12 protein-coding genes are annotated in these 24,070 nt (G+C 73.2%); 7 read left to right on the top strand and 5 right to left on the bottom strand.

Features of this window, described 5'->3' with window-relative positions; all coding sequences use genetic code 11:
- Positions 1-191: 191 nt before the first annotated feature.
- Positions 192-1,193, bottom strand: coding sequence for a LysR family transcriptional regulator (locus tag ACGF3A_RS15015; protein ID WP_393729676.1), 1,002 nt, complete (start codon positions 1,191-1,193; stop codon positions 192-194).
- Positions 1,194-1,290: 97 nt separating this feature from the next.
- Between ACGF3A_RS15015 and ACGF3A_RS15010 the strand changes: the two genes are divergently transcribed.
- Positions 1,291-2,529, top strand: coding sequence for an MFS transporter (locus tag ACGF3A_RS15010; protein ID WP_393729674.1), 1,239 nt, complete (start codon positions 1,291-1,293; stop codon positions 2,527-2,529).
- Between the two features lie 420 nt (positions 2,530-2,949).
- On the opposite strand, the gene ACGF3A_RS15005 is transcribed toward ACGF3A_RS15010, so the two are convergent.
- The gene (locus ACGF3A_RS15005; protein ID WP_393729673.1) at positions 2,950-3,699 is read right to left on the bottom strand and encodes a hypothetical protein; all 750 of its coding nucleotides are present in this window, start codon (positions 3,697-3,699) and stop codon (positions 2,950-2,952) included.
- Positions 3,700-3,915: 216 nt separating this feature from the next.
- Here ACGF3A_RS15005 and ACGF3A_RS15000 point away from each other — a divergent pair, with 216 nt between their 5' ends.
- Both ACGF3A_RS15000 and ACGF3A_RS14995 read left to right on the top strand, forming a co-directional pair.
- Complete coding sequence (locus ACGF3A_RS15000) at positions 3,916-4,521, top strand: dihydrofolate reductase family protein (protein WP_393729671.1); 606 nt, start codon at positions 3,916-3,918, stop codon at positions 4,519-4,521.
- 169 nt (positions 4,522-4,690) lie between these two features.
- Positions 4,691-5,587 (top strand): SDR family oxidoreductase, encoded by an 897-nt coding sequence (locus tag ACGF3A_RS14995; RefSeq protein WP_393729669.1) that lies wholly within the window; start codon positions 4,691-4,693, stop codon positions 5,585-5,587.
- A gap of 34 nt (positions 5,588-5,621) precedes the next feature.
- On the opposite strand, the gene ACGF3A_RS14990 is transcribed toward ACGF3A_RS14995, so the two are convergent.
- Both ACGF3A_RS14990 and ACGF3A_RS14985 read right to left on the bottom strand, forming a co-directional pair.
- The gene (locus tag ACGF3A_RS14990) at positions 5,622-6,773 is read right to left on the bottom strand and encodes a serine hydrolase domain-containing protein (protein WP_393729667.1); all 1,152 of its coding nucleotides are present in this window, start codon (positions 6,771-6,773) and stop codon (positions 5,622-5,624) included.
- Between the two features lie 34 nt (positions 6,774-6,807).
- The gene (locus tag ACGF3A_RS14985; RefSeq protein WP_393729664.1) at positions 6,808-7,398 is read right to left on the bottom strand and encodes an NADPH-dependent FMN reductase; all 591 of its coding nucleotides are present in this window, start codon (positions 7,396-7,398) and stop codon (positions 6,808-6,810) included.
- 149 nt (positions 7,399-7,547) lie between these two features.
- Between ACGF3A_RS14985 and ACGF3A_RS14980 the strand changes: the two genes are divergently transcribed.
- Positions 7,548-8,177 carry a TetR/AcrR family transcriptional regulator gene (locus ACGF3A_RS14980; protein WP_393729662.1) on the top strand — a complete coding sequence of 210 codons (630 nt, stop codon included), beginning with the start codon at positions 7,548-7,550 and terminating at the stop codon, positions 8,175-8,177.
- 51 nt (positions 8,178-8,228) lie between these two features.
- On the opposite strand, the gene ACGF3A_RS14975 is transcribed toward ACGF3A_RS14980, so the two are convergent.
- A complete protein-coding gene (locus ACGF3A_RS14975) occupies positions 8,229-8,933 on the bottom strand; it encodes a hypothetical protein (protein WP_393729660.1) in 705 nt (234 codons plus the stop codon).
- 235 nt (positions 8,934-9,168) lie between these two features.
- Between ACGF3A_RS14975 and ACGF3A_RS14970 the strand changes: the two genes are divergently transcribed.
- The 3 genes from ACGF3A_RS14970 (at position 9,169) to ACGF3A_RS14960 (ending at position 24,049) form a co-directional block, all read left to right on the top strand.
- The gene (locus ACGF3A_RS14970; protein WP_393729658.1) at positions 9,169-10,431 is read left to right on the top strand and encodes a glycosyltransferase; all 1,263 of its coding nucleotides are present in this window, start codon (positions 9,169-9,171) and stop codon (positions 10,429-10,431) included.
- A gap of 269 nt (positions 10,432-10,700) precedes the next feature.
- Positions 10,701-14,705 carry an amino acid adenylation domain-containing protein gene (locus ACGF3A_RS14965; protein ID WP_393729656.1) on the top strand — a complete coding sequence of 1,335 codons (4,005 nt, stop codon included), beginning with the start codon at positions 10,701-10,703 and terminating at the stop codon, positions 14,703-14,705.
- The gene (locus ACGF3A_RS14960) at positions 14,702-24,049 is read left to right on the top strand and encodes an amino acid adenylation domain-containing protein (protein WP_393729654.1); all 9,348 of its coding nucleotides are present in this window, start codon (positions 14,702-14,704) and stop codon (positions 24,047-24,049) included. Before ACGF3A_RS14965 ends, ACGF3A_RS14960 begins: the two co-directional genes overlap by 4 nt.
- The last annotated feature ends 21 nt before the right edge of the window (positions 24,050-24,070 follow it).

Below are 24,070 nucleotides of genomic sequence, written 5' to 3'. Positions count from 1 at the left end.
CTTGCTGACTTCCCTGATGGGGCATCAGCCAACTTCTGGGCGATGCACCTTGGCCTGGTCCGGGCTTCCTGCTACAGGGAACCCGTAGGGGCGCAAAAGTAGTTCGGTCTTGATCGGCTCCTTGGCCTCGCGCATGCGCTGGGTTTGATCTGCCGCGTTCGTGAGCGCCATCCCTTCTGCGGCGTGCCCGCCTACCTTTGCTGTGCCACGGGAAGGTCGGCCGACGAGGAGTCGCGACGTCGACTGACATTCACGGCGGCTACGGTGCTTGGAACCTCGGTTCTGATTTTGTCGGCGTGTTCGAGGAGGCCCGCGAGGGTACGGAGCGCGGGGGTCGGGTGGTCGGTGCGCGAAACGAGTCCGAGCTGGCTGGTGGCTTCGAGGCCGCGGACGGGCAAGTAGCGCAGGTCGCCACGTTGATGGTGCTCGATCAGGGGCCGGCAGGCGAGCATCGCATGGGAGCCGGAGGCGGCCAGGCTCATGCCCTGGCCGACGGTGGTGATCCCGGCGGTGGACAGGATCGGCACCCCGCTGGGGGTGGCCGGCGGGGTGCGGGCGGTCTTCCAGTAGTCGGGGGCGTCGCCGATGCGGTGCAGCAGGTCGAGGTCGGCGAGGTCTTCCAGGTCGATGCTCTCCTGCCCGGCGAGGGGATGGTCCGTGCTGAGCACGACGAACTGGTCCTGCGCCGGGAACCGGAACCCGACCGTCAGCTCCGGCTCGTGCACGGGCAACTCGGCGATGACCGCGTCGACCTCGCCGTCGAGGACGGCGGTGAACGGTGACCCGAGCGGGAGGTCGTGGGTGTGCACGGCGACGCCGTGCTGCTCGCGCAGGGCGCGGAAGGTGGCGGTGATCTCCTCGTAGACCATCCCGGTGAACCCGATCCGCAGCTCCTCCACCGCGCCGCGCATCGCCCGTTCCCTGGCACGGTCGAAGGTGCGCAGCAGCGCCCGGTAAGCGGGCCGGACCTCTTTCACGAACTGCGCGCCGACCCGGGTGAGGGAGACGCGGCGGCTGGTGCGGGCCACCAGGCGGGCGCCGACACGGGACTCCAGGGCGGCGATGAGCTGACTGACCCGCGACTGCGACAGGCCCAGGCGCTCGGCGGTGCGCCCGAAGTGCAGCTCCTCGGCCAGCGCGAGCAGGCACTCGATCTGCTGCACGTGCGCTTGATGCATCGTCGGAGAGCCCATGTCCCCGACGCTACCACCCGATCGATCAGCCTGGCTCATCGATCGATGAGGAGATCGACGTTGTTCCCACACCGCCGGGGGCGGTGGAGTGGAGGTCATGAGTTCTTCTGCACCTTCTCCCGTTCCGCTCCGCGGTGAGCGGACCACTCTGCCCCAGTGGGTCGCCGTGGGTGTACTCACCATCGCGACGTTCCTGGTCGTCACCTCCGAGATGCTGCCGGTGGGGGTGCTCACCCCGATGGCTGAGGGCCTAGGCATCTCGGTCGGCGCGACCGGCACCAGCCTGACCATCACCGGCCTCGTCTCGGCCGCTACCGCACCCGTGGCCCCTCGACTGCTCGGGGACCGCGACAGGCGGCAGGTGCTCGCCGTGGCGATGGTCGTGCTCGCGATCGGCAACGCGCTGACGGCGATCGCGGGCGGGTTCGCGATGCTCGTGGTCTCCCGGATCATCCTCGGGATCGGGATGGGTGTCGTGTGGGGTATGGCGTCGGCGGTCGCGACGCGGCTGGTCGCGCCCCGCAACATCGCGCTCGCGGTCTCCTTCGCCGTCAGCGGCGTGGCGTCCGCCTCCGTGCTCGGCGTGCCGCTCGGGACCTTCATCGGCAACGCCTTCGGCTGGCGGGCCGCCTTCGGGGCCCTCACCACCCTGGCGCTGATCGTCGCCGCGGCGCTCATGCTCGCCCTGCCCGTGCTGCGCCGCCCGGCCGCAGCCGACGACGAGGACGCCGCGCCTCGGCGGTCCCTCGCGCGCCCGGCCGTGGTCACCGGGCTGATCGTGGTGGTGCTGTTGGTGACCGCGCACTTCGCCGCCTACACCTACGTCCGCCCTGCACTCGAAGAGCTGTCGCAGATGTCGGCCAACACCATCGCCCTGCTGCTCTTGCTGTACGGCGCGTTCGGGCTGATCGGGAACTTCGCTGCCGGTGCCGCCGCAGGTCGCCGCCCGGTGCTGACCGTGCTGCTGCTGGCCACCGGCATCACCCTCGCCCTGGCGATCTTCGCCCTGTTCGGCACCCTCGCTCTCGCCGCCAGCATCGCGATCGCCCTGTGGGGCGTGGCCTACGGCGGACTCTCCGTGGGCGCCCAGCTGTGGATGACCACCGCCGCACCCGACCGGGTCGAGCACGTCACCGGCCTCTACGTCGGCGTGTTCACCGCCGCCATCGCCCTCGGCGCTTTCGCCGGCGGCCTCGTGGTTGAGGGAGCAGGCACGGTGCCGTTGCTGTGGGCCACCGCTGCGCTCGCCTTGGCCTCACTGCCGGTCGGGCTGGTCGGCCCCGGCCCTCAACGCACCCGAGTCGCCGACGCCGTCCCGGCCGGGGTCGCGTCATGAACGTCCACTACGCCCCCTGCTGCTGTCCGCCCGATCAACGAGCCGATCACATGACCATCGGTGCTTTCCGGCGACCCCCGATGCTGCCACCCGCTCAGCGCCGCCTGCCCACCATCCGTGACTGACGCACCTCGGACAGGCAGGGCCCCCGCCTCCCGATCATGCCGAACGCGCTCCGACGTCGCCGATAGCGGTGGCCGTGCACGCAAACCCCACGATCGGTTTCCAAGCACACGCTGTACAACGCCTCGGGTCCGCTCGGGGACGGCACCACCACCTAGCGGCACTCCCCCGTGTACGCCGCTGCCCGGAAACCCGGTCACCAAAGTCTCGCTGACGGCTGGTCAGCACCGCACCGCGCCGCTCACCAACGCCCCGGACGTCTGCACGAAGGGGGCAAGGGGGGCAAACGCTAGATGGTCAGCGGGTCCGGACACGCGTCCGCGCACGGCCGCGGTGTCTCCATCGTCTGATCACCCCGGCGGGGGAATCGGAGGCGTCCAGAAGGAACGGTACGCACAGCACCACGCCGAGCAGCCACAGGGCCGACCAGAGCCACATGCCCCAGTCGGGCATGCCGTGGGCGGCGATGCGGCTCGCGGGCCACGCGGTCCAGGCACCGAGCCACATCCATGCGAACGCCCGGGAGCCCATGACTCCGAACAACTCCCGCAACCGGCCCCTGCCCAGAGCGGCCCAGAGCACCAGCCCCGCCCCGGCCCAGCTGAGCAGCAACCGCCACATCAGGTCAGTCGCCGCGGCCGGGGCGATCCGGTCCCGGGAGTCGCGCACCGTTATGCCCACCACCTGTCCGCGCCAGATCTCCAGCTCGGCGCGCGACCCGCGCCGCGCGGCGTCGTACAGGCCACTGGAGACCTCGTGCTTCTTGGTCCCCTCCGCACCCCGCTCGATGCTCAGGTAGTAGTGGGTCTGCCGGGTGGAGTCATCGGTACTGCCCGCCGTGGTCGTCCGGGTGGACTTGTCCGCGACGCGGCTGTCTTCCCGGCCGACACAGGACCGGGCCCGCCCCTCGACGCCGCTCTCCTCGCACGGCTTGGCGTGCCTGTACTCAAGGGTGTTGCGATACGGCTCCTGGGCCATGGCCAGACCCGCCCATACGGCCGCCAAGCCGAGCAGCAGTGCGCCGCAGCGCACGACAGTGTTCTTCATCCGTCTCGTCCCCCGTGTCCCCGTGTCCCCCGCGACACGGGCCTGCGCCGCTCCTCCTCCCGGAGCGCTCCCCCGCGCGCTGATCCCATCGTGCCAGGCGAAGCCCTGGCCGTTCTCGTCACTCCGCGGCGTGGCCGATGAGTTTTTGGCCTTCGGCCGGTCCAAGCTCGTGACACCCAACGCCCAACGCCCAACGCCCAAGGAAAGGACACCACCATGTCGGAGCTGCTCGTCGACTTCATCACCTCCCTCGACGGCTACGCGTCGGCCGAGGGATGGCCCGGGTTCTGGGGTCTGGAGGGCCCGGAGTATCTCGCCTGGCTCGGTGAGCAGCCCGAGGTCACCCACCTGATGGGGGCGAACACGTACCGCCAGATGTCGGGCTTCGCCGAGGGCCAGGTCCCGGGTGGCCAGGACGAGTTCAGGCCCGAGGAGGAGGCGTCCGTCGACGCACTCACGCAAGCGGCCAAGGTGGTGTTCTCCTCCTCGCTCAAGGAGCCACTGACGTGGGCCAACTCCACGCTCATCCGCGACGACGCCGTCGAGACGGTCCGTGCCATGAAGGCGAGCGGCTCGGGGCTCCTCAGCACGATCGGCAGCCTCAGCCTGTGCCGGTCCCTGCTACGGGCCGGACTCGTCGACCGCTTCCGGGTCGTGATGTTCCCGGTGATCACCGGGGCCACGGGCGCCGAACGCATCTACGACGGCTATCCGGACGTCGCCCTCGAAATGACCGACCACCGCACCTTCGACGGCGGCATCCAGCTCGTCGAGTACAAGCCCCGCGTGCTCGAACACCCGCCGCTCGGCGCCCCCGCGTGACGTCGCTGCCGGCTCCGCACAGGCGACCAGGAACCGGGACACGGAGGGATGCGGAGCATACGGCTGCCCTGGCGCCCCGTCGCCCCGTAGCGTGAATCGTGCCCGGAGGCCCGGCAGCACACGGTCCGGGCGCCTCCCCGGAACCTCCTCAACTCCCTCTGGAGGACGGATGATTCTCGTCACGGGCGCGACCGGCACCGTCGGCGCCCCACTCGTACGTGCGCTGCGCGACCGTGGTGCCACGGTCCGCGCGCTGGTCCGCAACGGCGGCGGCGCGCCCGCCGCGTGGGACGACGGCGTGACGGCCGTGGTCGCGGACCTGGACGACCCCGGGTCGCTCACGGCGGCCGTGGAAGGCGTCGACGCGGTGTATCTGCTGACCCCGGTCGGCCCGGACGCCGCGCGGCAGGAGCGTGACGTGATCGACGCCGCCGCGCGGGCGGGCCGCCCCAAGGTCGTCCTCCAGGCCGCGATCGGCCTGGGCCACCTCTCCTCCCCGGTGCGGTTCTTCGACGCCCACGCCGAGGGGTTCGCTCATCTCCGGGCCAGCGGACTGCCCTGGACAGCCGTCGCCCCCAACGGGTTCTTCCAGAACTTCCTCGGCATGGCCCCCGCGTTCCGGAACGGGACGCTGCCGCTCCCCGTCGGGAACGCCGCCGTCTCCTACGTGGACGCCAGGGACGTCGCCGAGGTCGCCGCCCGTGTCCTCACGACGGACGAGCACGACGGGGCGGTCCACGAGATCACCGGCCCGGAAGCCCTCCGGTACGACGAGGTGGCCCGCCGGATCGGCGACGTGCTGGGCCGGGACGTCACGTACCACGCGCTGACGCCGGAGCAGATCCGCGCCGCCCTGCTCGACACCGGCATGGCCCCCTGGCAGGCCGACGGCATCGTCGAGCTGTACGGCATGTACGAGGCGGGGGAGGCATCGGCCGTCACCGGCACCGTCACCGAGCTGCTGGGCCGGGCACCCCGCTCCCTCGACACCTTCCTCGCCGACCACTCCACGGCCCTCCGCGCCTCCCCCGACGCCGCCCCCGACGCCGCGCCACCGCCCCGATGACAGGCGCCCCGAGCACGACGATCGCATGCATCCGCTACCGCATCGCCGAGCCGGAGCGCTGAACGGCGGCGGTCACCGCGGCGATCAGGCGGTGGTTCTCGGGGGCTCCGCCACCACCGCCGGGCGAGAAGCGGCGGCGGGTGTAGCTGTAGGCGATGCCGGTGCCGGGGTCCGCGAACGACTGTGCGCCGACCGCCCCGCTGTGGCCGAACGCCCGCGCGCTCAACGGCCCGTAGCGGACGCCCTGGGCCTCGAAGCCCAGCAGGAAGTGGCTCTCTTCCCCGGTGACCAGGTCGACGCCCGGTGTGTGCGGGGCGGTGAACTCCGCGAGCACGTCCGGGCCGAGCAGCGGCGCGCGGCCTTCGACCGTCGAGACCGCCGCCGCGTACAGCTTGGCGAGGCCCCGCGCCGTGCCCACGCTCGCCGAGGAGGCCGAGCCGTTCGCGCGTACGGCCCGGGTGTTGGCGTAGGCCACCAGGTCGGTGGGCGGATCGGCGTGCGCGTTGAAGGCCAGGGCCGTCAGGCCGGTGGGGGCTGTTGGCGGGGGTGACGGCTGCGCGGGCAGGTAGCGGGGCTCCTCGCTCTCGGGCAGGCCGAGGTGGAAGTCGAGCCCGTACGGGATCCGCAGCCACTCGGCGTAGTGCTCCTGGAGGGTGCGGCCGGTGGCGCGGCGGACGACTTCGCCGGTCAGCGCCGTGACGGTGAAGGCGTGGTAGCCGTATCCGCTGCCCGGCGGCCAGGCCGGGTCCAGTGGCGCGAGCAGCCGCGCCAGGCGCCGTTCGTCGGCGAGCTCCTCGGTGCTCAGCCCTGCGGCCGTGCCGAGGAGCCCGGCCCTGTGGGCCATCAGGTCACGCAGCGTCAGCCCGGCCTTCCCCGCGGCCGCGAACTCGGGCCAGTCGCGGGCCACGGGCCGGTCGAGATCCAGCACGCCGTCCTGCACGAGCAGCGCCGTGACGAGGTGGGCGGCGCCCTTTCCGGAGGAGTACAGGGCGAACAGGGAGTCGCCGCTGACCTCCGGGCCGGTCCACAGATCGACGACCGGGCGCCCGTGCAGCCGTACGGCCAACTGCGCGCTCAGCCCCGGTTCTTCGTGCGCCACCGCGGCGAACTCCTCGCGCACGGCGGCGAACCGTCCGTCGACGCTGCCGTGCACGGCGGCCACCGGTGTCGTGGGGGATGCGTTCATCGTGGTCTCCCCCTTCAGGCCGTTCCAGGCCGCTTCAGGCCGCGGCCGGTACGCCGGTACGGGCCGCCTCGACCTTGCGGGCGAGGCCGTCCAGCAGTTCCCCGAGCAGTCGGCGCGTGGTGGGGTCGGTGAGGTTGCCCTCCTCGTCGAACCGCTCGTGCGAGCGGAAGACGATGACCTCCGGCTTCACGACCAGGTCCGAGTCCGTCCAGAGGAACACCTGACGCAGCGCCAGCTGCGCCCGTACGGAGCCGAAGTTGGTCGGCGCGGCCCCGGTCAGGGCGATCGGCTTGCGCCGCAGCGGCAGCCCCTCCGCACCGGTCCAGTCGGTGCTGACCCAGTCGAGGGCGTTCTTCAGCACGCCCGGCACCGAGTAGTTGAACTCGGGTGTGGCGATCAGCAGGGCGTCCGCGGCGGTGATACGGGCGCGCAGCTCGCGGACGGGCGCCGGGCGCCGGTCCGGGGTGTCGAGGTCCATGTCGTACGGGGGAATGTCCCGGAGCCCGGCGTAGAGGTCGAGGGCCATGCCGTCGGGGGCGATGCCGCGCGCGGCGCGCAGCAGGGCCGTGTTGTGGGAGTCGGCGCGCAGGCTTCCGGAGAGGGCGAGGACGTCGATGTGGCTCATGGTGGCTCAGCTCCGATGCGAGGAGGGGGATGGTGGCAGGTCGTCGTGCCGTGGTGTTGCCGTGCCGTGGGCCGCGACCGAAGTGAACTGTACAGTTCAGTTCAATTGAACTCAACCGTTCAGTTCAGATGATGGGTAGGATGTGGCCGATGAAGGACTCCACGACCAAGCGGAAGCCGTCGGGCGAACGGGCGGCACGCAAGCGCACGGCGATCATCGACGCCGCCCGGGAGCAGTTCCTCCGCCACGGCTTCGGTGTCGGTGTGGACCAGATCGCCGCCCAGGCCGGTGTGTCGAAGGTGACGGTCTACAACCACTTCGGTGGCAAGGAAGACCTGTTCACGGAGGTGGTCGGCGACGCACTGGAGCAGGCCCTCGGCGAGTCGGCCCGTGCGATGGACCGGCAGCTGACGGCGGACGACGACATCCGCGAGGTGCTCGCCGCCGCGGCACGCGGCTGGGTCGAGGGGATCGCCCAGGACGAGGTGCTGGCGCTGCGCGCGCTCATCGCCGCCGAGTCCCACCGCTTCCCCCAGCTGGGCCGCGCGTGGCGCACCCAGGGCCCGGACCGCTTCGCCGAACCGCTCGCCGCCGCCCTGAAGTCCCGCGCGGACCTGGACATCCCCGACATGGAAGTGGCGATCCTGCAGTTCTACGCGCTGGTCCTCTACCCCCACATCGTCCACAGCGGCTACGGCGACCGCCTCGCCCCCGAGCTCGCGGAACGCCTGGTGGAGCGCGGGGTGGACATGTTCCTGGGCTACTACCGCAGGAAGTGACCCGGTCCCCCGGCCTCCCGGGCCGGGGCCGCGGCCGGAGTCCTGCTCGCCTCAGCCCTCGGGGGTGTTGTAGTTGACGATTCCCTCGGCCATGAGCGCGACGGCGCCGGCCAGCGGGCTCGCGGTCCCCCTCCGCACGATGTCGGGCAGCCTGTAGGCCTGGTCCTCGGTGGCCGCGACCATGCCCCAGAACGCGTTGTAGCCCGAGGGGTCCGCCGGCTTGTCGGTGGCGGCGCCCACCGTCAGTACGCCGCCCGCCTCGGCGAGGGCCAGGGCGCCCATCTGCCGCAGCGTGGCGGGATCCCGCTCCTCGGCGGCCACGACGCTCCATCCCGAGGTCTCTGTCCGCTCCAGTGCGGCGAGGAGCTTGCCCGCCGCGTCCGAGCCGGTGACAACGATATCGGGCAGGACCAGCGCGACCGGCCCCTGCGTCATCGGCAGGGCCGACTGGATCGCCCCTTCGAGGCCAGGACCCGAGGCCTCGTCCTGGTAGACGAAGACCAGTTGGAAGAGGTCGGCGTAGCGCGCGAGGTACCGCACCGTGTCCAGCTTCGCCGTGCCGAACACGACGACGAGGCGCACATTGAGCCCGCTCTTGGCCAGTTCGACGACGGCCTCCAGGCTGCGGTCCAGCACGGTGACCCCGGGGGCCAGACAGTGCAGTTCCTTCGGGTAGGCGGCGCCGAAGCGCGTTCCGAGACCGGCGCAGGGCAGGACGACCGAAACGTCAGGGCCGGGAATGGGCGAATTGTGCATGAAGCAGTTCTCCCGAGGTGTCGACAAGGGCACGCTGGCGCTCACCGTAGCCACTGCGGACGGTTCCGTGAACGAAACGCGGTGTTGATCGTCCGGAACTTCCGCGAGAGAGTCCGGGGGTACGTGCGTGAACCATCGAGTCGTTTCGCAACGCGCGACAGACGACCCGCGATCCGCACTGCCCGGCAGAAAGACAATGATTCGACAAGGAATTGACAAGGAAAGAGGAAGCGGAATGCGCGTGCTGTTGTCGGCCTACGGGACGCGAGGCGATGTCGAACCACTGGTGGCACTCGCCGTGCGGCTGCGGGGACACGGCGCGGAGGTGCGCATGTGCGCGCCGCCGGACGAGGAACTGGCCGAACGGCTCGCGGACATCGGGGTACGGCTGTTCCCGGTCGGGCCGCCCGTGGGCGAGCTGACGCGGGGGACGGCGCTGCCGTCGGCAGCCGAACTCTCCCGCTACCGCACCGAGTTGGTCGAGACGCAGTTCGACGTCTTCCCCGAGGCGCTCGACGGGTGCGACGCGCTGGTGGCGGCCGGACTGGCGCAGGTCGCCGCGCGCTCCGTCGCCGAGGCAGCCGGAGTCCGCTACGTCTACGTGAGCTACGCGGCGGTCCACCTCCCGTCGCCGCACCACGCGCCCCCGCCCCGGCCCGGCTGGCCGGAACCGGAAGCGCACGACAACCGGAAGCTGTGGGAGCTGGACGCCCGGAACCTGGACGCGGAGTTCGGCGAGACGCTCAACGGCCGCCGCGCCGCGCTCGGACTGCCACCGGTCGGCGACGTCCGCGACCACGTCTTCACCGACCGGCCGTGGCTGGCCGCCGACCCGGCCCTGGGGCCCTGGCCGGAGACCCCGGGGCTCGACGTCGTCCAGACGGGCGCCTGGAACCTGCCGGACGAACGCCCGCTCCCCGACGACCTGGTGGAGTTCCTGGAGGCGGGCGCGCCGCCGGTCCACGTGGCCTTCGGCAGCATGCGCCCGTCGCCGGACATCGGCCGCAGGTGCGTCGAGGCGATCCGCGCACAGGGGCACCGTGTGCTCGTGAACCGCGGCTGGGCCGACGCGGATCTGGCAGGCGAGGCTCCGACGGGCGAGGATGACGACCGCCCCGGATGCTTCGCCGTCGGAGAGGTCAACCACCAGCGGCTCTTCGGCAAGCTGTCCGCCGTGGTGCACCACGGCGGTGCGGGGACGACGGCGACGGCCGCCCGCGCCGGAACGCCCCAGGTGGTGATCCCTCTCCGGCTGTCGGACAACCCGTACTGGGCCGGACGGGTCGCCGAGCTGGGCATCGGCGCCGTTCTCGACGGTACCGACCGCACCGACGGTATCGGCGGTCCGGCCCCGTCCGCCGACGTCCTGAACCTCGCGTTCCGGACGGCGCTGGCACCCGGGGCCCGGGAGCGGTCGGAGGCCCTGGCGGGCCGAATCCGTACCGACGGAGCGGAAGTTGCCGCCGCTCGGCTCGTCGCGGAACTCCGGCAGCGGTGAAGCCCGAGTGTGGCCCGGGTCACAGTTGACCATCCAATCGGCCCACATTTAATATCGGCGCGAATGAGCCCCCGCGGGAACGTCCGGAAAGCAAACACTTCCTCAACTACCCTCCGTATGCGCCCTTCGCAGCCGCACGGAGTTCTGGTAAAGAAGCGGCGATATCCCGAAGCTCGCCGGGTATACCCACCCTCGATTGCATGAAACACCGATCCTTCGGGAACGCGGGATCAGATTTCCGCGCGTTCCCTTCTCGTGAAGGGTAATCCGTGCCTTCCCCCCGAATCGCAGTCACCCCTCACCCCGCCCCCCTGTCCCTCGCCCAGGAACGACTGTGGGTCACGGCGCACAGGGACGGAGCCGCCAGGGCCGCCTACAACGAGCCGATGCCCTTCGACATCCGGGGGCCCCTCGACCGGGACCTGCTCCTCCGGGCGCTGCACCTGCTCGCGGCCCGGCACGAGGCCCTGCGCACCCGGCTCGTGCCCTCCGGCGGCTCCGCGCTCCAGGTCGTCGATCCGCCCGGGACCGGGTTCCCGGTGACCTTCGAGGACCTGACGGAACTGCCGGACGCGGAGGAGCGGTTCGCGCGGTTCGCACGGACGAGGCAGGAGGTGGAGGGCACCCCGTTCCGCCTGGGCGAGGAGCCCATGGCGCGCGGCTGCCTGGTGGCGCTCGAACCCGAGTACCACGTACTGCTCCTGATGGCCCATCACATCGTCTTCGACGGCTGGTCCCGCTCCCTGCTGCTGCGCGAGCTGGGCGAGGTGTACGCCGCGCTCCGGAAGGGGCAGGATCCGTCGCTGCCGGAACTGACGTGGCAGTACAGCGACTACTCCCGCTGGCAGTGGGAGTGGATGTCGGGAGAGGAGCCCGCGGCGCACGCCGAGTACTGGACCTCCGCGCTGGCCGGTGCCCCTCCCGTGCTCTCCCTGCCGACCGACCGGCCCCGCCCGCCCGAGCAGGACTTTCAGGGCGACCGGCTGCCCGTCACCGTGGACGAGAACCTGACGCGGGACCTTCGCGCGCTCGCTGCCGACAACGATGTCTCCCTGTTCGCGACCGTGCTGACCGGCTGGTCGGTGCTGCTGTCCCTGCTCTCCGGGCAGGACGACATCGTGGTCGGCACCCCTACGTCGAACCGCCGCCGCGGGGACGTCGAGGGCCTGGTCGGCCTCTTCGTCAACACCCTCGCCCTGCGCGCCGACCTGTCCGGCTGCCCGCGCGTCAGCGACGTCCTGCAGCGGGTGAACCAGCGCATACGCGACGGGCTCAAGCACGTCGACCTGCCCTTCGAGCGCGTCGTCGAACTGGTCAACCCGCCGCGGAGCCCCGCCTGCACCGCGCTGTTCCAGACCATGCTCGCCTGGGTCCCCTCCATGCGGAACGAGCTCGAACTGCCGGACCTCAAGGTCGAGCTGCGCGAGGACGCGGCACACGTCCCCGCGAAGTTCGACCTGGTCCTGGCCCTGGCCGACGAGGGCCGGCAGCTCACCGGGGAGATCGACTACGCGGTGGCGCTCTTCGACCGGGCGACCGTCGAGCGGTACGTGCGCCAGTTCCTCCGCGTCCTGCGGCTGCTGACCGAACGGCCCGAAGCCGAGCTCGCCGACCTCACGCTGCTCGACGAGGACGAGCAGCGGGAACTCCTCGCCACCTTCAGCGCGGGGCCCTCCACGGCCGTACCGGACGCACCGCGACCCGCCGGTCTGCTGGAACGATTCGCCGCACAGGTGCGCGAACGGCCGCAGCAGCGCGCCGTGGTGACCGAGGACGCGGAGCTGGACTACGCGACGCTGGACCGCCGGGCCAACCGGCTCGCCGACGCGCTGATCGCCCGCGGCGCCGGGCCCGACCGCGTCGTCGGCCTGCACACCGGGCGTACGGCCGAACTCGTCGTCGGCGTGCTCGGCATCCTCAAGTCCGGCGCCGCCTATCTGCCCCTCGACCCCGGACAGCCCCCGGACCGGCTCACGGCCATGGTGAGCGATGCCGCGCCGGTGCTCGTGCTGACCGACGGCTCCGGCGACGACCGGCACCCGTGGGAGCAGTTGGCGAAGGTCGAGGCCGAGGGCGTACGCGACGAGGCACCGGCGCTGGAGGACGACCCCGCCCGGCTCGCCTACGTCATCTACACCTCGGGGTCGACCGGCCGCCCCAAGGGCGTGGCGGTCACGCACGGCAGTGTCGTCAATCTCTTCGAACACTGGCGCGAGCTCATGGGGGACGCGCCGGGCGAGGCGGCGTCGGCCTGGTCGAGCATCGGCTTCGACGCGTCGGTGCACGAGCTCCTCATGCCGCTGACGACCGGCGCCGTGCTGCACCTCGTTCCCGACGCGCTCCGGGGCGACCCCGCCGCGCTGCTGGGCTGGCTGCGCGAACGCGAGGTCACCCAGGCGTTCCTGCCGCCGTCCTACGTCCTGTGGATCGACGAGGACCCGGCCGCGCGGCTGGCCGGACTGAGCCTGCGTCAGCTCCTCACCGGCGTGGAACCCCTGCCCGAGAGCGCCCTCCACCGCATGCGCGAGCAGCTGCCCGGCCTGCGCGTCTGCTTCGGCTACGGCCCGACCGAGGCGACGCTCTACTCCACCGCCTACACCGACCCGGGGCCGTACGCACGCTCGTGCCCCATCGGCCGGCCGCTGCGCGGCACCCGCCTCTACCTGCTCGACGACCGCATGCGCCCGGTGCCCGTGGGGGTCCCCGGCGAGGTCCACCTCGGCGGAGCGAGCCTGGCCCGCGGCTATCTGAACCGGCCCGACCTCACCGACGAGCGCTTCGTGCCCGACCCGTTCGTGCCGGGCGAGCGGATCTACCGCACCGGCGACCTGGCGCGCTGGCTGCCGGACGGCAACGCGGTGTACGTGGGCCGCGGCGACGATCAGCTCAAGCTGCGCGGCTTCCGGATCGAGCCCGGCGAGGTCGAGGCGGCGCTGCTGGCGGTGCCCGGCGTACGGGAGGCCGTGGTGCTGGCCGACCGGGACGCACCGGGCGGCCCGCAGCTGGTCGCCGGTGTGGGATGCGAGGCCGAAGGCGCGACAGGAACGGCAGGAACGGCGCAGACGGCGCGGAACGCGTACGAGTGGCGCGCGGCCCTCAAGGACCGCCTGCCGGACTACATGATCCCCGGCGTGGTGGCCGAGTTCCCGCGGCTGCCGTTGACCCCCAGCGGCAAGGTGGACCGGGCGGCGGTGCTGCGCGCGGCGGAAGGAGCCCGTACGCGGCGGGTCAACACGGCCGCGCCCCGCGACCACACCGAGATGGCGCTGTACCGGATCTGGCGGCGGGTGCTGCTCCACCCGGACGTCGGGATCGGCGACGACTTCTTCGCGCTCGGCGGCACCTCGATCTCGGCGATCAAGATGGCCTCCGCCGTCGAGGAGGAGCTCGGCGTGCCGCTGCCGGTCCGCGACGTCCTGCTGCACCCCACCATCGAGGCCCTCGCCGCGCGGGTGCGCGGCCACGACGGGAACGGGCGCTCCCCGGAGCCGGAGCCGGAGTCGCGCAACCTGGTGGAGTTCCGCGCCGGTGACGGCCACGGGCGTGTCGTGTGCGTGCACCCCGCGGGCGGCACCGCGTTCTGCTACCTGCCGCTCTCCACCGCGCTGCCCGACGAGGCCGGGGTGGTGGGGCTCCAGGCGCCCGGCATCGCCGACGGCGAGTCCGTCCTGCCCGGCGTCGAGGCGATGGCCCGGGAATATCTGCGGCTCGTGCGCCCGCGCCCGGACGAGGCACTGGTGCTGTGCGGGCTCTCCTACGGCGGCCTGATCGCGTACGAGATGGGCCGCCAGCTGGCGGCGGCCGGGCACGGGAAGGTGAGCGTGGTCCTGCTCGACACCCATGGCGCGCAGGACGGGGAGCGGAGCGCCGAGATCGCGCCGACCGGCATGGCGGAGTTCCGGGAGAAGCTGGTGCGCTTCAACGGCATGTACCCCGGCATCGACGACGACCAGGTGGCCCGTTACCTGAACGTCTACAACCACCATCGCGCCACGGCACGCGACTACGCCGTGCCCGAGTCACCCACCCGCACCGTGCTGATGCAGGCGACGAATGTGGACGACGAGGACGGGGAAGGGGACGCCGCCGCCCGCCTGCGCGCGTTCTGGCGGCGCCGCGTCACCGGTTCCTTCGTGGTCGAGCCCGTGGCCTGTGGCCACTGGGACATGCTGGAGAGCGACGAGCTGCCACGCGTCGCCGCCGTCCTCGCCGCCGAACTGGACCTGGTGACGGACGGCGCGGGCAGCGGCCCTGGCACGCGGGAGGCACGATGAGTCCCCGCGCCGAAGGGCTGGCTCTCGCGGTCCACCGCCAGGCACTCCTCTCGCCCCAGGCCGAAGCGGTCGCCGACGGCGACGTACGGCTGGACTACGCGGCGTTGAACGCCGCGAGCGCCGAGGTGGCCCGGGCATTGGGCCGCCAGGGCGTGGCTCCCGGACAGACGGTGGCGGTGGCGCTGCCGCGTTCGTGGCAGCTGGTCTGCGTGATGCTGGGCATTCTGCGGCTGGGGGCGCGGGTCGTGCCGCTCGACACCCAGAGCCCGGCCGAACGCCGCCTGTTCATCCTGCGGGACTCCGGCGCGGCGGCCCTGGTGCACGCCATGCCGGGGCCGTGGAGCGCAACGGAGCTCCCGGACGGCTTGCGGACCCTCGCCGTGGACACCGTGCTGCCCGGCCTCCCGGATGCCGGGCCCGTCGCGGACGCCGTGCAGCCGCCGTCCGCCGCCGAGGTGTCCTTCCTCTTCTACACCTCCGGGACGACCGGGCAGCCCAAGGGCGTCGAGGTCCGTGACGCCGGGATCCTGCGGCTGGCGCGGCCCGGCTACGTCCGTACCGAGCCGGGCCTGCACTACTCCTGCATGGCGAACCCGGCGTTCGACGCGCTGAGCTTCGAGGTCTGGGCGCCCCTGCTGACCGGCGGCTGCTGCGTGGTCCTGCGCGACGAGGACACACAGACCCCGGAGCGGCTCGCGGCGGCGCTGCGGCGCGGGCGCGTGGACACCGTCTTCGTGACCACCGCCCTGTTCGACGCGGTGGTCTCGGCCGTCCCCGACTGCTTCGCCGCGGCGGGCGAGGTGCTGGTCGGCGGTGAGCAGCTCAACCCCCGGGTGATGCGCCGCTGGTACCGGGACAACGCCGACAGCGGCACCCGCCTGTTCAACATCTACGGGCCGACGGAGTCCACCACCTTCGCGCTGTGCCACCCGATCCCGCGCGACTTCGACGGTGACGTGGTGCCGATCGGCAAGCCCCTGCCGCAGACCGGTGCCGTCCTGGCCGTGCCGGGCGAGGAGCGGGTCGCCGCGCCCGGCGAGGTCGCCGAACTCCTGCTGAGCGGCGCCGGGCTCGCGGCCGGGTACCGCAACCTCCCCGAGGAGACCGGGCGGCGCTTCGTACGCCTCGCGTGGCTCGACGGCGGCGAGGAGCGGCACTACCGCACCGGCGACCTCGTACGGGCCGACGACGAGGGCCGCATCACGTACGTCGGACGGACCGACCGCCAGGTCAAGGTCCGTGGCTTCCGGATCGAGCCGGGCGAGGTGGAACAGCGCGTCCTGGCCCATCCCGCGGTCCGCCGGGCCTACGTGTGCACCCGCCGTGCGGGCCGGGAGGAGGACGGGCCGAACGAGCTGCTGGCGTTCGTCGTCCTCCACCAGGAGCTGGCCTACGAGGAGTTCGACCGTCACCTCGCGGACCGCCTGCCCGCCTACATGCGCCCGCACCGGATCCATCTCGTCGGGGAACTGCCGCTCAACGCCAACGGGAAGGTCGACGAGGCGGCGTTGGTGCGCCAGGCCCGCAGCCGCACGGCCTGGCGGCCCGCGGCGCCGGAAGACGGCGCTCCGCCCGCGACGGGCGCGGAGCGCGAGGTCGTCGAGCTCGCCGAGGAGATCCTGGGCACCTCCGGGCTCGGTCCCGGGGACCGGTGGATCGCCTGCGGCGGCGACTCGTTGAAGGCGCTGCGGTTCTGCTTCGCGGTCCGGCAGCGATGGGGCCGCGAGCTCACGCAGGCGGCCGTCCTGCGGGAAGACCTGGCGGCGCTCGCCCGGGCCGTCACGGCGGACGGGCGCGGCGAGGACAGCACCCTTGCCGCACCGGTCGTCGCCGGTGCCCGCTCGGCGCCCGTCACCAGCGAACAGCAGCGGCTGTGGCTGCTGCAGCGGCGCGCACCGGAGTCCCGCGCCTACTCCGTCAACCAGGCGTTCCGCGTGGACGGGCCCGTCGACACCGCCGCCCTGCGGCGGGGGCTGCGCGCCCTGGTGGCACGCCACGCGGCGCTGCGGACGGGCTTCGCCGCCGCGCCGGAGGGGCTGCGGCAGACGGTCGGCGAGCCGTACGACCCCTGGCACGAGCCGGGCCCCGGGCAGACGTGGGACGAGGAAGAAGCGCACCTCTTCGCCGACGTCTTCTTCGCCGAGCCCTTCGACCTCGCCGTCCCCCGTATGCTCCGCGCCTGCTGGCTGCCCCGCGACGACGGCGGCGACGGCGACGGCGGGACCCTGCTGCTGCACCTGCACCACATCGCCGTCGACGGCTGGTCGCTGAGCGTCCTGCTGCGGGACCTGTCCGACGCGTACGCCGAAGCGGAATCCGAAGCGGAATCCGCACCGGCATCCGGCCGCCGTCCGGCGACGGCTCCCACTCCGCTGGACGTCGCCGCCTGGCAGAGCGACCGGTACGCGAGCGCGGGCTACCGGGCACAGCGCGACGAACTCCTTGCGTACTACCGGGGCCTGGAGGAACCCCAGGAACCACTGCCCGCGCGCGACGCCGAGCCCGCATCCCGGGCGCGGCTGCTGCACACCTCGCTCGACGCCGGGCACCGGGCCCAAGTGGACCGGCTCGGCGCCGAGTTCGGGATGACGCGCTTCCAGGTGCTGCTGAGCGTGTTCTCCTGGAGCCTCTACGGCGTGACGGGGCTGGTCCGTCCGCGTATCGCGGCGCCGGTCGCAGGCCGTCCGGTCCGCGAGTTCGAGGACAGCGTGGGCATGCTGGCGAACACCGTGCTGCTGCCCATGACCGTCGTACCGGACGAGGACCTGCGCGCCCACCTCGCCCGCACGGAGAGCGGCACGGGGCAGGTGCTGCGCCGCCAGGACGTGGCGCTCGCGGACGTTCTGACCGGCTGGGAGGCCGGCGGGGACGACACGCCGTTCGATCTCCTCTTCGTCCTGGAGAACACCGACTTCGGTCAGCTGCGGCTCCCCGGCTGCCGCCCGCGCCCCCTGTGGTGGGCCGCGCCGGAGGCCAAGTGCCCGATGACGGTCTCCGTGGTCGAGCACCCCGACGGGCTCGACCTGCTGTGGGAGTACGCCGAGGACCGCTTCACCGGCGAGGACGTCGAGGCGATGGCCGAGCTGTTCCGGCGGGGCATGGACGCGCTCGCGTCCGGTGGCCGCTCCACGGCACGGGAACTGGTCGCGCCGTACCGGCGTTCCCTGCCGGAGCACGGCCGCGGGCCCGTCCCGGAGCCGGGCTTCACCACCGTCGCCGAGGGATTCGCACGGCAGGCGGCCCGCACTCCGGAGGCGCCCGCCGTCCTCACGGCCGACGGGGACGCCCTCAGCTACGCGGCGCTGGACGCGCACGCCGCGGCGCTCGCGGCGGAGCTGGCCGACCGCTACCCGCTCCCGGCCGACGGCGCCCCCTGCCGCGCCGCGCTCTACCTGGACCCGTCCGCCGAGCACGTGGTGGCCCTGCTGGCGCTCGCGCGGCTGAACGTCACCGCCGTCCCCCTCGACCCCTCGTACCCGGACGACGTGCTGCGCCGCGTCCTGGAGCGGGTCGACCCGCTGTGCGTCCTGGTCGCGGACGACGCGTCCCCGGCGCCGGAAGGGCTGTTCCCGGACGGGGTGGTGCGCCACGCGGTCTCCCTGACGGGCCCGGGGGACCCGGCGCCGCAAGTGGACGGCACGCGTACGCACGACGGCGCCCGCCCCCTCTACACCCTCTTCACCTCCGGTTCCACGGGCGTGCCCAAGGGCGTGCAGATCTACGACCGCACGCTGTGCGACCTGATCCGGTGGCAGTCGGGGCCCGGCGGCCTGACGGCCCCGGCGGCCACCCAGCAGTTCTCGATGCTGGCGTTCGACGTGTCCTTCCAGGAGATCTTCGGCACGCTGTGCACCGGCGGCACCCTCCAGCTCGTACGCCCCGAGTGGCGGCAGGACGCCCCCGCGCTCCTGGAACGGCTGGAGTCCGCGGGGACCGAGCGGATCTTCATGCCGTACGTGGCCCTGCAACTGCTCGCCGAGTACGCGGTCCGCCTGGGCAGGTTCCCCTCCCGGCTGCGCGAGGTGATCACCGCGGGCGAGCAACTGGTGTGCACCGGCACCGTCCGCCGCTGGTTCGCCGGAATGCCCGGCACCCGCCTCTTCAACCACTACGGGCCGACCGAGACCCACGTGGTCAGCGCCCTGTGCCTGGAGGGCGACCCGGCGCTGTGGCCCGAACGGCCCGCCATCGGGCACCCCGTGGCGGGCGCCGAGCTGCGCGTGGTGGACGCGCACGGCGAGCCGGTACCGCCCCTGTGCACCGGCGAGCTGCTGATCGGCGGCACCATGGCCAGCCGCTGCTACCTCGACGAACCGTCCCTCGACCACTCCCGCTTCGTCGAGCTGCCCGGGGTCGGCCTGTGCTACCGCAGCGGCGACCTGGCGTGGTTCGACCGCGAGGGCCTGCTGCACTACGCGGGCCGCGACGACCAGCAGGTCAAACTGAGCGGGCACCGGCTGGAGCTGGGCTCCGTCGAAGCGGCCCTGCTGCGCCATCCGGCGGTGGCGGGCGCCGTCGTCGCCCACGACGGCGCCCGGCTGACGGCCTGCCTGGAGTTCCGTGACGGGAGCCGTTCCTCCCCGTCCGCCCACGACCTCACCGCGCATCTCTCCGCGCTGCTGCCCGCCTACGTCCGCGTGGACCGTTTCCGGAGACTCCGGGCGCTGCCGCGTACCCCCAGCGGCAAGCTGGACCGGCAGGCGGCGCTGCGGGCACCGGGCGAGGAGATACGCCGTTCGACGGCCGCGCGCGCCGGGCTGTCGGCCGAGGAGGAGCGGCTCGCCGCCGCCTTCGAGGAGGTCACCGGGACGGCCATCGAACCGGACCGGACCTTCTTCGAGGCGGGCGCCTCCAGCCTCGCCCTCATGCGCTTCCATCTGCGCTGCACCACGGAGCTCGGGCTGCGCTTCGGCGTCGCGGATCTGTTCGAGCACGTCACCGTCCGCTCGCTGGCCCGCCACCTCGCCGCCGATCGCGGCCCAGCCGCAGCTCCGGCAGAGAAGGAAGACCGGCCCCCGCTGCCCGGCGAACCGGTCGCCGTCGTCGGCATGGCGGTACGGGTGCCCGGCGCCCCGGACCTGGCGGCCTTCTGGGACCTCGTGGTCTCCGGCGGCACCGGCATCCGCCGTATCGACGCGCCGGAGGGCGTCATCGGCGCGCACAGCACGCTCGACGGGATGTTCGCGTTCGACCCGGGCCACTTCGGCATCAGCCCCCAGGACGCGCGCCTGATGGATCCCCAGCAGCGCCATCTGCTGATGGCCAGCGTGCAGGCCCTGGCGCACGCCGGGGTCGCGGACGCGTCGGCCGGACGCGTGGGCCTGGTGGCCGGTGCCGGGGAGAACACCTACTTCCAGTCGATGCTGCGCGAGGCGGATCCCGGACGGCTGCCCGACGGCTTCCAGCTCGCCCTGCACCACGAGAAGGACTTCCTGGCCACGAAGGTGGCCTACGCCCTCGGGCTGACCGGTCCCGCCTTCAGCGCCCAGACCGCGTGCTCCAGTTCCCTGGTCGCCGTGCACCTCGCGGCGGGCATGCTCCGGCAGGGCGAGGCCGACGTCATGCTCGCCGGAGGAGTGCTCATCGACCCCGGACTGACGGGCGGCTACCGCTACCGCCCGCAGCACATCTTCTCCGCCGACGGCGACTGCCGCCCCTTCAGCGACGACGCGACCGGGACGGTCGGCGCGAGCGGCGTCGGCGTCGTCGTCCTCAAACCGCTGCGGCAGGCGCGGCGCGACGGCGACACCGTGTACGCGCTCCTCACGGGCTCCGCGATCAACAACGACGGCGCGGCGAAGATGAGTTACACCGCGCCGTCGCTGGCCGGGCAGCGCGAGGTGATCAGGACGGCGCTGGCCCGCGCCGGGCGTACGGGCGCCGACCTCGGCTACGTGGAGGCGCACGGGACCGGCACCCGGCTCGGCGACCCGGTCGAGGTGAGCGCGCTCCGCCAGGCGTTCGACGTGAGCGAGTCCGGCCGCTGCGCGCTCGGCTCGGTCAAGAGCCAGCTCGGCCACATGGGCGCGGCCGCCGGTGTGGTGGGCCTCGTGCGCACCGTCCTCGCCGTGCACCACGGGAGCCTCCCGCCCACCCTCAACTTCCGCGCCTTCAACCCGGAGATAGGCCCGGACCCCGCCCCCTTCCACGTGCCGGGCCGGGCCACGCCCTGGCCCGAGGGACGCGAACGGGTGGCCGCGGTGAGCAGCTTCGGGATCGGCGGCACCAACGCGCACGTCATCGTGGAACGGGACACCGAGACCGGGACTGGGACCGAGACCGAGACCGGGACACAGGGCCGGGCCGATGCTGGGGCGAGTGGCACGGTACCGAAGTGCCTCGTGCTGTCCGCCTCCAGCGCGGAGGCCCTCGCCGCCGACGCCGCCCGCATCGCCGCCTACCTCCGGCAGCGGCCCGCGCGCTTCACGTCCGTACTGCGCCATCTGCAGGCCGGGCGGACGCCGCACCGTCTGCGGGCCGCGGCACCCGTGGCGGACGCCGACGCCGCGGTGCGCTGGCTGGACGCGGTGGCCGCCGGGGAGGTCCGGCACGGCGCCGCGGACCCGGACGCCGCGCCGGCCTCCCCCGTCGGCCGTTCGGCCCATGAACTCGCCGAGGCCTGGCACACCGGAAGGCCCGTCGAGTGGCGGCAGGGGCACGGGCGCGGGCACGGGCACGCGCCCGCGCCCTGGGACTTCCCGCCGCCGTCCTTCGCGCTCGCGGAGTACGACTTCGACCGCGCGCCCGAGTCACCGGCAGCGGAACCCCGGCGGCTGCCCCAGGCCGACTGGCTGCACCAGCCGCACTGGGTCCGGCTGCGCCGCGCCGCCGTCGCGGGCACTGCAGCACCGGCCGGAAGCGCGCCCGTAGCGCCGCCCGTCGCGCCCCTCGTGGTCGTCGTGGCCGCCGAGAGCACGCCGCAGGAGGCACTCGCTCCCTTCCGGGAAGTGGCGTCGCGCGTGGTACGGGTCCATCCGTCCCGCGCCTTCGCCCGCAGAGGCCCCGACGCCTTCGAGGCCGACTTGGCCGACCCGGCGTCCCTCCGCCTCCTGCTCGACGCGCTGCCCGAGGGCGATCCGGCCGACGCCGAGTGGGTGCACGCGCTGCCCCTGGACGTGGCCGGACCCGTCGGACCCGGCGCGCTGGAACACGCCCGCCACGCCTGCCTGGACACCACGGCCGCCCTCGCCCAGGCGCTGTCGGGGCGTACGGGCGTCCCGCGCGTGTGGTGGCTGTCGTACGCGGCGCGGCCCGTGGCCGGAACGGTGAAGAGGCCCGAACTCGCGCTCCTCGCCGGTCCCGTCGAGGTCGCTCCCCAGGAGGCGGCGCTGCACGGGCACTGGCTGGACCTCCCCGACGGCGACCTCGGCCGCTGGGCCGGACACGTGGCCTCGGCCGTCGCCGAGGCACGCCGGGCCGAAGCCGCCCTCCCCCGGCAGCTCGCCCTGCGCCAGGGCTACTGGTGGCGGCCGGGCACCACGCCCGTACCGGCGCCGTCCGGCGACGCGGAGCCCCTCGTACCGTCCGGTGCGGACACGGTCCACCTGGTGCTGGGCGGTACGGGCGGCATCGGCCGTGCGTCGGCCGCCTGGCTGCTGGAGCACACCCGTGGCCGGGTCCTGCTGCTGTCGCGGAACCCGCGGCTGCCCGCGGAACTGGCCCGCTGGGCCGACCGCGTCGGCCTCGTCGAGGCGGACCTGACGGCCATGTCCGCGCCCGAGGTGACGGCGGCCGTCGCCGGGCACACCGCACGGCTGGACGGCGTGATCCACGCGGCGGGTCTCGGATTCGGGGGTCTGCTGGTGCGGCGCGACGCGACGGCGATGCGCGCGGCCGCGGCGGCGCGGGAGCGGGGCGCGCTCGTCGTGGAGGAGCTGATCGAGACGTTCCGGCCGGGGGTCGCCGTCTACTGCTCCTCGATGTCGGCGCTGCTCGGCGGCGTCGGCCAGAGCGACTACGCGGCCGGTGCGAGCCTCCTCGACGCCTTCGCGCACCACCGTTCCGGGGAGGCGGAGACGACCGTCCGGGTCGGCGTCAACTGGGACATCTGGGGCGAGACCGGAATGGCGACCCGGGCCCTGGAGTCGGACGGCCGCCATCAGGCCCATCTGGCGGTCGCGCTGACGGTCGAGGAGGGCAAGGCGGTCTTCGCCCGCGCCCTGGCCCTGCAGCTGCCGCAGCTCCTCGTCTCCACCACCGACATCGACGCCTCCCGGGCGTTCTACGCCCCCTCGGCCGACGACCGGACGCGACCGCTCGTCACACCGCCCGGAGCGGCCACGGACAGCGCCGGAGAACGTGCGGACGCCCTCGCCCGGACGCTCAAGGATCTGCTGGGCGTGGCCGAACTGGACCCGGACGACTCCCTGTACGACCTCGGCGCCGACTCGTTGACCCTGATCAGCGTGATCGCCCAGGTCGAGGAGGAGTACGGAGTCGAGTGCGACCTGGCCTCCTTCAGCCACCAGGTCAGCCTCACCGAGATCCTCAAACACATCGAGGCCGCCCTCACCTCCGCCGGGCCCGAAGCCTCCCCCGCCGCATCCCCTGTCACCCTCGACATCTGGCAGGAGGGCACCGGCCCTGCCGTCCTGTGCCTGGTGCACCCCGTGGGCGGGGACATCCAGGCGTACCGGCCCCTGGTGGCGACGCTCGGGCCCGGGCCGACCGTGTGCCTCATAGCCGACCCGGCGCTCCGTGACGCCGCCCTGCCCGCGTGGTCACTGGCCGAACGCGCCCGCCTCTACGACGCGGCGCTCCGTGACCGCTTCGGCGGCCCAGGTCACCGGCTCCACCTGGGCGGCTGGTCCTACGGCGCCAGGGTGGCCATGGAGATGGCCTCCCTGGCCGAGACGGCGGGGCAGCCGCTGGAGTCCCTCCACCTGCTGGACCCTCCGCCGCCACAGGCCGGGACGCTGGTCGCCGCGTACGACGAGACCCACCTCGACAGGGTGTTCGCCGCCGAACTGGGCACCGGGGCCCCGGACCCGACCGCTCCGGGTCCGGACGCCTCGGCGGACCACGCGCGGGCGTACGCCGAGAGGCTGGCCCGCTGCTGCCGCGCGAACCTGCGCAGCCTGGGCGAGCACCAGGTGCGCCCGCTCTCCCGCGTCCCCACGCACCTGTGGCTGGCCGAGCGGCCCACGGCGGGCATCCCCGCGCCCGGCGAACCCCGGGAGACGGACCGGCAGTGGAGCGCCTGCCTGCCCTCGTCCGCCGTACGGAGGTCCCTGCCCACCGACCACTACGGCGTCGTCGCGGAGCCTCATGTCCACACGGTGGCCGAGGCCCTCACGGCGATGCTCGATCAGCGACCGCACCCCGCACCGCACCGTGCCCGGTGAACCCACGCCAGCTCTGGAGGA

This window comes from Streptomyces sp. NPDC048172, from assembly GCF_043202595.1.
In the GTDB taxonomy this organism is placed as follows: domain Bacteria; phylum Actinomycetota; class Actinomycetes; order Streptomycetales; family Streptomycetaceae; genus Streptomyces.
This window is presented reverse-complemented; position numbering and strand designations above follow the sequence as displayed.

Excerpts from the sequence above, each read along its gene's own strand:
- ACGF3A_RS15005 (WP_393729673.1), bottom strand. The coding sequence starts at position 3,699 with ATGAAGAACACTGTCGTGCGCTGCGGCGCACTGCTGCTCGGCTTGGCG.
- ACGF3A_RS14980 (WP_393729662.1), top strand. The coding sequence starts at position 7,548 with ATGAAGGACTCCACGACCAAGCGGAAGCCGTCGGGCGAACGGGCGGCA.
- ACGF3A_RS14975 (WP_393729660.1), bottom strand. The coding sequence starts at position 8,933 with ATGCACAATTCGCCCATTCCCGGCCCTGACGTTTCGGTCGTCCTGCCC.
- ACGF3A_RS14970 (WP_393729658.1), top strand. The coding sequence starts at position 9,169 with ATGCGCGTGCTGTTGTCGGCCTACGGGACGCGAGGCGATGTCGAACCA.
- ACGF3A_RS15015 (WP_393729676.1), bottom strand. The coding sequence starts at position 1,193 with ATGGGCTCTCCGACGATGCATCAAGCGCACGTGCAGCAGATCGAGTGC.
- ACGF3A_RS14995 (WP_393729669.1), top strand. The coding sequence starts at position 4,691 with ATGATTCTCGTCACGGGCGCGACCGGCACCGTCGGCGCCCCACTCGTA.
- ACGF3A_RS14960 (WP_393729654.1), top strand. The coding sequence starts at position 14,702 with ATGAGTCCCCGCGCCGAAGGGCTGGCTCTCGCGGTCCACCGCCAGGCA.
- ACGF3A_RS14985 (WP_393729664.1), bottom strand. The coding sequence starts at position 7,398 with ATGAGCCACATCGACGTCCTCGCCCTCTCCGGAAGCCTGCGCGCCGAC.
- ACGF3A_RS14990 (WP_393729667.1), bottom strand. The coding sequence starts at position 6,773 with ATGAACGCATCCCCCACGACACCGGTGGCCGCCGTGCACGGCAGCGTC.
- ACGF3A_RS15010 (WP_393729674.1), top strand. The coding sequence starts at position 1,291 with ATGAGTTCTTCTGCACCTTCTCCCGTTCCGCTCCGCGGTGAGCGGACC.
- ACGF3A_RS15000 (WP_393729671.1), top strand. The coding sequence starts at position 3,916 with ATGTCGGAGCTGCTCGTCGACTTCATCACCTCCCTCGACGGCTACGCG.